We start from the raw sequence: 3,325 nt of genomic DNA, 5'->3' as shown, positions 1-3,325 counted from the left end.
CAGATATTGGCCCGGCCGATGGTCGGCGTCAACGATGGCCTTAAGGGCAAGAATCAGTTCTGGGACCCGTTGCACTTCGTCGATCGTGAGTAGTCCGTCGGGGAACTGGCGAACGAAACTGTGGGGATCTGTGGCCGCAGCTGTTCGGGTCACATCATCGTCAAGCGTGACCAATCGCCCGCCGCGACGGCGCGTGATCTCGGCCGCAAGGGTTGACTTGCCAACCTGTCGCGCGCCCTGAACGACGACAATCCGTGTGTCGATCAGTGCCTCTTCAACCCTCGGAAGCAGGTTTCGAGCAATGCGAGACGGCGAATCCACCTCAACAGCGTACCGAGTCTTCGCCGATTCGCGAGATATATCTCGCTGATTCGCGGAGTTTATTTCGCCGATTCGCGGGATACTGGCTCGCCGATTCGCGATATTTAGCGGAACCGGTGCTGTCGCAGCCGGGCGTCAGGACTGGAATCGCCAGCAGTCCCACTAATACGGGCTACCTCACATGCCTCAAACAACACCCCATGCGCTCATCGACGCTTTAACCAGCCATTTTCGCGATAACTCATGCTCGAAACGACAGAGCAACCCGACCTTGTACAAGTCGGTGAGCCCGCCGTCTTCCCAGTGGCGGATGTGATGGGCGTGCAGGCCGCGGCTGCGCCGCGGCGCGCTGGGCAACATCGACGTGGACCACCACGGTGGTGTGCTGGGCATGCAGGCGCCGGGTGGCCTCGGCGTCCCAGCCGGCCTGCACCAGCCGCACAAACGCCTCCAGGGTGCCCGGCATGGGCGGGGTGGCCTCTGATGCGGCCGACTCGGCGCCGCGGTCGTGTTTCCACTCGCCGATCAGCGCATCCCGATGCGCCGCTAGTGCGGCGTCGAAGATCGCCGCCTCGTCGTGGGGCGAGGTGATGCGCCAACAGCAGGATTCCTCCCCAGAAGTTTTGGTGATCGCGCGCTGCGGGCGCGGATCGGGGTCGGGTTCGGGTCGCGGTTCGAGCTTGATCGCGGTGCGCAGCTGGTTGACCGTGGCCACCCGCGCCAGCGCCGCGTAATGCTCATCAGACCCCCTCGCCCGCTCGGGCCGCGGTCACCCCGAGTTGATCGTGGCTATGCTGTGGGCATTGGCCGCCGACACCCCCAGTTTCCAGGCCACCAACGCCGCCACCGAGCGCGCCCCCGTCGCCCACCACAACTGGTCGCGGTCGATTTCGGCGACGATCTGCACAATCCGCCCGTCAATCGCGTTGCGCTGACCGGCCAACTGCGCCAACTCGGCGGACAACACCTCCAAGCGCCCGGCAGGGCTCACCGGCGCGGTAGGCGATGCGCTCAACGACATAACCGCATCATCGCACCCGGGTCCGACACGTCCGGCCCGCCGACCCGCACCGCGAAACGGCGCCGGACCGGCGTCACTGTCCGGATCGCGATTGAAAATGCTGTCGGATTCCGGCCAGCATCGCGATGTGCGCATTGACCGCCTCCCGCGTCGTTACAGTCGCCAGGGGCCGGGGCGCCGAGATCTGTAACCGCTCGATGACGCGGGTGCCGGTGACGATCGGCTCGAAACTCACCGTTCCGCGCAAGTGTACTTGCGGGAACTGATGCGCCTCGGTGATCACATCTCCGTGGGTGGGGACCTGCAGTCGTGCCCGGTAGCTGATCCGCAGGTTGAATATGCCCAGCGGAATCCGATCAGTAACCCGATACGCTTGCACGTACCCTTGGGGGGTGTCGGCGCGGGAGATCGTGCGCACCGAAATCACTAGCGGGTGAACGGCTTTGATGTTATTCAAGTCCACATAGAAGTCGCGGACCTCGGCCGGTGCCGCCGGCACCTCGTCGCGGAGCGTTTGTCGTGCGTGCCTGATCCACCAGCTCATGGCGGGTTAACCTTCATCGGTGGCGCGCCAGGGCGTCGAGAAACTCGGTGATACGGGTGCGGATGTCGGCCGACATCCAACCGGCCCGCACCTGCGCGTCGATTTCGGCACCGTGATCAATCGCCGCCCGGGCCGGTCGGTGCAGTTGCTCCTTGGTGGCCGCGTAGGCAACCGGGGAGTACTGACCGAGTTCGCGACCGATCGCGATCGCCTGGTGAATGAGCTGGGCCTGTGGGACAACCGCATCGACCCACCCCCGGGTCAAGGCGGTGTCGCAGTCGACGGTGGCGGGCTGCAGGGCGGCGTGGGTTACCGACGTGCCCATCGCATGGCGACAGATCTCGAGTGCCGCCACCGGGAGTGGGACACCGACTGCAAGTTCGGTCAGGCCGATCGTTCCGGCGGACATGAGGCGTATGTCGGCGCACATGGCTAAGACGCACCCGCCGGCAATGGCGTGCCCGTTGATCGCCGCGACCACCGGCGCCGGGTGGTCGAAAACCGCGAGAAAGGCCTCGGACAGCGCGGCTAAGAAGGGGTCGACGTGGTCGGATCCGCCATCGATGACGGCACGCAGGTCGACGCCGGCCGAAAAGCACTTGCCTACACCGGTGATGACGACCGGTCCCTCGATGCGACGCATCGCCGCGACGACCGACTCGAGCAACACGAGGTCGAGCGCGTTCACCGGTGGATGATTGAGGCGGACCGTCGTCACGCAGTCTGCCGCGTCCACCTCCACGCACGATCCCCGAGTCTGCGACATGGCTTGAATTTACTTGTCGACCCCGCCAGGGCAACTGACCAAATATTTGGCGACCAGCACGCGGCCCGTGCGCGGTATGCGTCATGACCCCCCCAATCGCGGGTCCGGACCGGGGAATCATGTGTGGACGGTGTAGACAAGACGCGATACGTCGTAGGCTCGGCAGACGTGGTCGAGGGGTGAGGAGATGAGGCTTCCGGGTGTGGCCACCGTCGTCGACGGTGTCACCGGCGCAGCGCTGCAGGTGTTGCGCGCCGGAGTGCAGGGCGCGGCCGGCGCAGCAGGAGCCGTGCAGCTGCTGACCGGCCCCGTCGTGGAGTCGGTCAATCAATCCACCGGGCGCCTCCTTGGCGCCGGCAACTCTCGTGACGGGGCCGCACCCCCGGTGCGCTGGCACAGCGGCCGGCGCGTACATCTCGACCTGGACCCGTTGCTGCCGTTTCCCCGCTGGCATGAGCATGCCGCAGCCGTCGAACAGCCGGTTCGAGGGATCGCGGGGGTGGCCAGCGCCCATGTCGAGGGCGCCCTGGGTCGACTGGTGATCGAACTCGAGGATGGCGCAGACAGCGACCTCACTGTGCAAGCGGTCCGCGCCGCGGCCTGCGCCGCGGCAGCCGACGTGATCTCGGCGGCGCCGCCGCCGGCGCCCCGGACAGCGCCGTTCGCCGACCCC

3 protein-coding genes and 2 pseudogenes are annotated in these 3,325 nt (G+C 66.3%); 1 reads left to right on the top strand and 4 read right to left on the bottom strand.

The features are described 5' to 3' along the window. From F6Q13_RS16980 to F6Q13_RS16965, 4 genes and pseudogenes are all read right to left on the bottom strand, one after another. The coding region (locus F6Q13_RS16980) for an AAA family ATPase (RefSeq protein WP_293059050.1) at positions 1 to 321 on the bottom strand (321 nt) is incomplete at its 3' end. Positions 322 to 564: 243 nt separating this feature from the next. After that, positions 565 to 1,342: pseudogene (locus tag F6Q13_RS16975) on the bottom strand (DUF222 domain-containing protein); the annotation flags it as partial. Positions 1,343 to 1,415: 73 nt separating this feature from the next. Then, positions 1,416 to 1,886, bottom strand: a complete 471-nt coding sequence (locus F6Q13_RS16970) for an SRPBCC family protein (RefSeq protein ID WP_293059047.1) — start codon at positions 1,884 to 1,886, stop codon at positions 1,416 to 1,418. Between the two features lie 13 nt (positions 1,887 to 1,899). Beyond that, complete coding sequence (locus tag F6Q13_RS16965) at positions 1,900 to 2,652, bottom strand: enoyl-CoA hydratase/isomerase family protein (RefSeq protein WP_293059044.1); 753 nt, start codon at positions 2,650 to 2,652, stop codon at positions 1,900 to 1,902. A 187-nt stretch (positions 2,653 to 2,839) separates the two neighbouring features. Here F6Q13_RS16965 and F6Q13_RS16960 point away from each other — a divergent pair. After that, a pseudogene (locus F6Q13_RS16960) lies at positions 2,840 to 3,325 on the top strand (cation-translocating P-type ATPase); the annotation flags it as partial.

Source organism: Mycobacterium sp. (genome assembly GCF_008709575.1).
In the GTDB taxonomy this organism is placed as follows: Bacteria; Actinomycetota; Actinomycetes; order Mycobacteriales; family Mycobacteriaceae; genus Mycobacterium.
The sequence above is the reverse complement of the archived record's forward strand: the minus strand, read 5'-3'. Positions and strand labels throughout refer to the sequence as shown.

Coding starts and splice junctions, on each gene's coding strand:
- F6Q13_RS16970 (WP_293059047.1), bottom strand. CDS start 1,886: ATGAGCTGGTGGATCAGGCACGCACGACAAACGCTCCGCGACGAGGTG.
- F6Q13_RS16965 (WP_293059044.1), bottom strand. CDS start 2,652: ATGTCGCAGACTCGGGGATCGTGCGTGGAGGTGGACGCGGCAGACTGC.